Source organism: Pseudomonas sp. JV245A (assembly GCF_032424515.1).
In the GTDB taxonomy this organism is placed as follows: Bacteria; Pseudomonadota; Gammaproteobacteria; order Pseudomonadales; family Pseudomonadaceae; genus Aquipseudomonas; species Aquipseudomonas protegens.
Map to the genome: position 1 here is coordinate 1 of NZ_VYKE01000230.1, position 5,489 is coordinate 5,489.

The following is a 5,489-nucleotide window of genomic DNA, read 5'->3' on the forward strand; positions in this document are numbered from 1 at the left end:
TCGCCCTGGTTGAGGTGCGCCGGTTCGATGTGCTGGGTCACGTAGCCCTTGCGCGGGTACTGGCTCTCGGGGTTGGCCACGCAGGCGCTGAAGCTGAACTGCGGGATGCGCGCGGCAAAGTCTTCCAGGCGCTCCAGTTCCACCAGGTCGAAGTCGTTGGTCACGCCGTAGATCAAATGCAACGGGTGCTCACTGCCCTGCTCGGCAATCTTCTCCAGCATCGCGGTGAACGGCGCCAGCCCGGTGCCACCGGCCAGCAACAGCAAGGGTCGGCGGATGTCCCGCAGGTAGAAGCTGCCCAGGGGCCCGGCCAGGGTCATGCTGTCGCCGGCTTTGGCGAGACTGGTGAGGAAGCTGCTCATCAGGCCGCCGGGCACATTGCGGATCAGGAAACTGACTTCGCCATCGCGCTGCAGGGAGCTGAAGGAATAGGCGCGGGTCTGCTCGCTGCCAGGCACGCCAAGGTTGACGTACTGCCCCGGCAGAAACGCCAGCTGGTTCAGGGCCTCGCCCTTGATCGACAGGGCGATGGTGCTGTCGGACAGCTGGCGCACCGCGCTGATGCTGGCCTGGAAGGTGGCCTGCCCGGCGCGACAGACCTGGGACGAGGCCGGCACCCGCACCACGCAGTCGCTCAAGGCGCGCATCTGGCAGGTGAGGACAAAGCCCTGCTCGGCCTCGTCGGCGCTCAGAGCGTCCTCGATGTAGTCCTCCCCCAGCTCGTAGCGCCCGGCTTCGGCCAGGCACTTGCAGGTGCCACAGGCGCCGTCGCGGCAGTCCAGGGGAATATTGATGCCCTGGCGGTAGGCGGCGTCGGCCACGGTTTCGCCCGGGTTGGCGTTGACGAAACGGGTGACGCCGTCTTCGAAATTGAGTGCGATTTGATGGCTCATGGCAGTCGCCTCAGAGGTGGTAGATATCGACGACCTGGCGAACGTAGTCGTTCTTCAGGATGACTTTCTTGGCCAGGATCAGCGGGTTTTCGCCCCGCAGGTCGAGGGTGTAGAAGCTGCAACCGAAGTAGCTGTCCACGGTCTTGTAGCGAAAGCTCAGGGTGTGCCAGTTGAAGCGCAGCTTGCACTGGCCGTCGCCCTGCTCCAGCAGCTCGATATTGCTCAGGTTGTGGGAGGTGCGGGTGTCGGGAATGCTGGCGCTGGAGCGCTCGGTCTTGATGCGGAACACCCGGTCTTCCAGGCCGCTGCGGTTGCCGTACCAGATCAGCGAGATTTCCCGCTGCGGGTCTTCGGTCAACTGGTCGCTGTCGTCCCAGGAGGGCATCCAGAAGGTGGCGTCCGGGGCGTAGAGTTCCAGCCAGCTGTCCCAGTCCTTGTCGTCCAGGTAGCGGGCTTCGCGATACAGGAAATCGCGCACGGCGTCGTAGGAAATGGTCATTGCACGGCCTCCACGTCGATCCGGCGAGAGGCTTCAAGCTCCAGGGCCGCGAGCATGGTTTGCTGCCAGTACTTGTGCTGCATCACGAACAGGCCTTCGTCCTCGGTGCGCACCCCGCTGAGGATCGGTTGCAGGTCGATTTCTTTCGCTGCGTCGTCCGCCCCCTGGACCCAATGCTCGGCGCCGCGGGACATGTCGTTCCAGGCCGTGGTGCTGCCCTGGTAGCCGAGCTGGCAGGAGCGGAATTCCTCCAGGTCGTCGGGGGTGGCCATGCCGCTGACGTTGAAGAAGTCTTCGTACTGGCGGATGCGCCGGGCCCGGGCTTCGTCGCTCTCGCCCTTGGGGGCGATGCAGTAGATGGTGATTTCGGTGCGGTCCACGGAGATCGGCCGGGCGATGCGGATCTGCGAGCTGAACTGGTCCATCAGGTAGAGGTTCGGATACAGGCACAGGTTGCGCGAGTTCTCGATCATCCAGTCGGCGCGGGCCTGGCCAAAGTCCTGGGCCAGTTCGTCGCGGCGCTCGTAGAGCGGGCGGTCTTCGGGGTTGGACCAGCGGGTCCAGAGCAGCATGTGGCCCTTGTCGAACGAGTAGAAACCGCCGCCCTGCTTGGCCCAGGTGCCGGCGCTCATGGTGCGGATGTCTTCCCCGGCCTCGCGCTGCTTGCGCTGGTTCTGGGTGGCGGCGTAGTTCCAGTGCACCGAGCTGACGTGGTAGCCGTCGGCGCCGTTCTCGGCGGTGAGCTTCCAGTTGCCTTCGTAGATGTAGCTGGAAGAGCCGCGCAGCACTTCCAGGCCGTCGGCGGACTGGTCGACGATCATGTCGATGATCTTCGCCGACTCCCCCAGGTGCTCCACCAGGGGCAGCACGTCGGGGTTGAGGCTGCCGAACAAGAAGCCACGGTAGGACTCGAAGCGCGCGACGCGGGTCAGGTCGTGGGAGCCTTCGCAGTTGAAGCTGGCCGGGTAGCCGGCGGCGGCCGGGTCCTTGACCTTGAGCAGCTTGCCGGTGTTGTTGAAGGTCCAGCCGTGGAACGGGCAGGTGAAGGAAGCCTTGTTGCCGGTCTTGTGCCGGCAGAGCATGGCGCCGCGATGGCTGCAGGCGTTGATGAAGGCATTGAGCTCGCCGTTCTTGTTGCGCGCGATGAACACCGGCTGCCGGCCCATGGTGGTGCTGTAGTAGTCGTTGGGATTGGGGATCTGGCTTTCGTGGGCCAGGTACAGCCAGTTGCCTTCGAAGATGTGCTGCATCTCCAGGTCGAACAGCCGGGGGTCGGTGAACATCTCCCGCTTGCAGCGGTAGACGCCCTGGTCGGGGTCTTCTTCAAGCAGGGAATGCAGGTATTCGGGTCGCAGGGACATGGCCGCCGCCTCCATTGTTTTTATTCAGGCAGGGCCATGCTAGGGCGGGCTTGGAACGGGCAATAGCCAATGCGTGCACACCTGTATCCGTTTTCTGCAAAAGCGCCGACGTGGCCTGTGTAGGAGCCGGCTTGCCGGCGAAAAGGCCCTTGGATGGGGTGCTGAGCCTGCAGGCCTCTTCGCTGGCAAGCCAGCTCCTACAAGAGGCCGATGCCAGAGGATCAGTGCCGACGCTTGAGGGTGTCGGAGGGCAGTTCGCCGTATTGCTGGCGGTAGCTTTGGGCAAAACGCCCAAGGTGCAGGAAGCCGAAATCCAGGGCCAGTTCGGTGACGTTGCGCACCGGGCTGTGCGGGTCGCTGAGGCAGGCGTGCACCCGTTGCAGTTTCTGCTGGCGGATGTAGTTCTTCGGCGTGGTGCGGGCGTTGCGCTCGAACAGCGCGTACAACGAGCGCAGGCTCATGCGCGCCTGTTGCGCCAGTTCTTCGCAGCCGATGTCGTGCTTGAGGTTGCGTTCGATGTAGTCGGCAATCCGTTCGAAGGTCGCCGCCGAGGCGCCCAGGGCACCGCGCTGCACGTTGGTCTGCATCAGCCCCAGCAGTTTGCCCACCAGGATGTGCGCGTAGTGCTCCTGGACCTTGGGCATGCTTTCCAGGGCTTCGGCTTCCTGGCACAGCAGGCTCAGCAAGGGCACGAAGCCTTCCAGTTCCTGCAGTTGGTAGCGCTGGCGCAGAAAGCGCACGCCCTGCCCCGGGTACTGCCAGCGCTGTTCCTGGCAGGCGTTTTCCACCAGGTGGGTGGGAATCTTGATGATGAATTTTTCGCAGTCGTCGGAATAGGTCAGGTCCACCGGATCGTCGGGGTTGATCAGCAGCAGTTCCCCCGGGGCGAAGTAGTGCTCCTGGCCCGGGCCACGCCACCGGCAGTGGCCCCGCAGCAGCACTTGCAGGTGGTAGATGCTTTCCAGGGCCGGCGAGGTGACGCGCACGCTGGCGCCGTAGCTGATGCTGCACAAATCCAGGCTGGCCAGGGCCCGGTGCTGCAGGCTGGCCTGGGGATGGCCGGCCCGGGGCAGGCGGATGCAGTGGCTGCCCACATGCTGGTTGACGTAACCGGATACGGCATAGGGATCGGCTTGAACAAACACGCTGCTGCGCTCACTCAACAGATGCATCTGCATGATCGGGTCACTCTGATGGTTCTTATTGGGTCTGCGCTTCAGGCACGCAGCGCAGTCTCGTCAGGCCCGGCATAACGGCAAAAGCCACGGGCACCTGGGTCGGTGCTCCGTGGCCGGGCCAGGCACGGTCGGCGCTTCAGTCCTCCAGGGCGCGGACCCGCTCGTGGCGCTGCTGCTCTTGCGGCTGGGCCGAAGACTGCAGGGTGAAGTCGAACTCGATCTCGGCAAAGCGCCCGCTGACCCCCAGGGCCTTGGCCCGAGCCTGGTCTTCGCTGAAGGTGATCTGGGCGATCAGCTCGTCGCGAGTGGCGTAGGCAAAATCGTCGTGCAGGTACTGGTCGCCATCCAGGTTGATCTGGGTGGTCAGATGGCGATGGTCATCGGCGGAGATGAAGAAGTGGATGTGCGCCGGGCGCTGGCCATGGCGGCCCAGTTGGTCCAGCAGTTGCTGGGTCGGGCCATCCGGCGGGCAACCGTAGCCGGACGGCACGATGCTGCGAAAGCGGTAGCGGCCCTCGGCGTCGGTGACGATGCGCCGGCGCAGGTTGAACTCCGACTGGCTGCCGTCGAAGTAGGAATAGGTGCCGCCGGTGTTGGCGTGCCAGACATCGACGATGGCCCCGGCCAGTGGCTCGCCGGCGGTGTTGCGAACCTGCCCCTGCATGAACAGCACCACCCCCGGGTCGACGCCGTCGTCCAGGCGCGCTTCGCCCTGGCTCAGCGGTGCACCGGCCACGTACAGCGGGCCTTCGATGGTGCGCGGGGTGCCGCCGGTCTTGCCCACCTGTTCGTCGGCGGCGTCCATCAGCAGGTCCAGGTAATGCTCCAGGCCCAGGCCCGCGGCCAGTAGCCCGGCTTCCTGGCGGGCGCCGAGAACGTTGAGGTAGTTGACGGCCTTCCAGAACTCTTCCGGGGTGATCTCCAGGTCTTCGATGATGTTCACCGAATCCCGCAGGATGCGGTAGATGATGGCCTTGGCCCGGGGGTTGCCGCCCTCGGTGAACTGGCCGCTGGCTTCTTCAAGAAACTGCTGGGCGCTGGCAGTGTGGGAAATTCTGACGTTCATGATTAATCCTCATCTTGTATTTATTAGAGTGGTGAACGGGCTGGCACGGGCTCAGCGGTCATCCTCATGAATGGACGAAGGATGCCTGCACATGGCGTCAACTTCGATGGCCATGTAGGGGTACAGCGGCAATTGCATCAGGGTGTCGTGCAATTCCTGCACGCTGTCGACGTCGAACACGCTGTAGTTGGCGTACAGCCCGGCGATGCGCCACAGGTGGCGCCACTTGCCTTCGGCCTGCAGGCGTTGGGCCAGGGCCTTTTCGTCGGCTTTCAGCTGCGCGGCGCGCTCGGGGTTCATGTCGACCGGCAGGTTCACGGTCATTTTCACGTGGAATAGCATGCAGCCCTCCTCAGGTGTGATGCAGCACGGGGGTGGTTTTGTCGCGACGGAAGAACGCCAGGCGCTCTTCGTCCAGGCTCAGGCCAAGGCCCGGTGCCTTTGAGACATGCAGGTGGAAATCCCGGTACACCGGCGGCTCGGCGAGGATGT

6 protein-coding genes and 1 pseudogene are annotated in these 5,489 nt (G+C 64.3%); all 7 read right to left on the bottom strand.

Annotation, left to right across the window (positions count from 1 at the left end):
* On the bottom strand, positions 1 to 893 hold an 893-nt coding region (benC, locus tag F6S12_RS29350; RefSeq protein ID WP_315869658.1), incomplete at its 3' end, for a benzoate 1,2-dioxygenase electron transfer component BenC.
* 10 nt (positions 894 to 903) lie between these two features.
* Positions 904 to 1,392, bottom strand: coding sequence for a benzoate 1,2-dioxygenase small subunit (gene benB, locus F6S12_RS29355; RefSeq protein ID WP_011062145.1), 489 nt, complete (start codon positions 1,390 to 1,392; stop codon positions 904 to 906).
* Positions 1,389 to 2,753, bottom strand: a complete 1,365-nt coding sequence (benA, locus tag F6S12_RS29360; protein ID WP_053159608.1) for a benzoate 1,2-dioxygenase large subunit — start codon at positions 2,751 to 2,753, stop codon at positions 1,389 to 1,391. Before benA ends, benB begins: the two co-directional genes overlap by 4 nt.
* A gap of 221 nt (positions 2,754 to 2,974) precedes the next feature.
* Entirely contained in the window at positions 2,975 to 3,931 is a 957-nt protein-coding gene (locus F6S12_RS29365; RefSeq protein WP_011062147.1) for an AraC family transcriptional regulator, read from the bottom strand.
* A gap of 136 nt (positions 3,932 to 4,067) precedes the next feature.
* Positions 4,068 to 4,997: a catechol 1,2-dioxygenase gene (catA, locus tag F6S12_RS29370; RefSeq protein WP_011062148.1), complete on the bottom strand. Its 930-nt coding sequence runs from the start codon at positions 4,995 to 4,997 to the stop codon at positions 4,068 to 4,070.
* 51 nt (positions 4,998 to 5,048) lie between these two features.
* The gene (gene catC, locus F6S12_RS29375; RefSeq protein ID WP_011062149.1) at positions 5,049 to 5,339 is read right to left on the bottom strand and encodes a muconolactone Delta-isomerase; all 291 of its coding nucleotides are present in this window, start codon (positions 5,337 to 5,339) and stop codon (positions 5,049 to 5,051) included.
* Positions 5,340 to 5,349: 10 nt separating this feature from the next.
* Positions 5,350 to 5,489, bottom strand: a pseudogene (locus F6S12_RS29380) (muconate cycloisomerase); the annotation flags it as partial.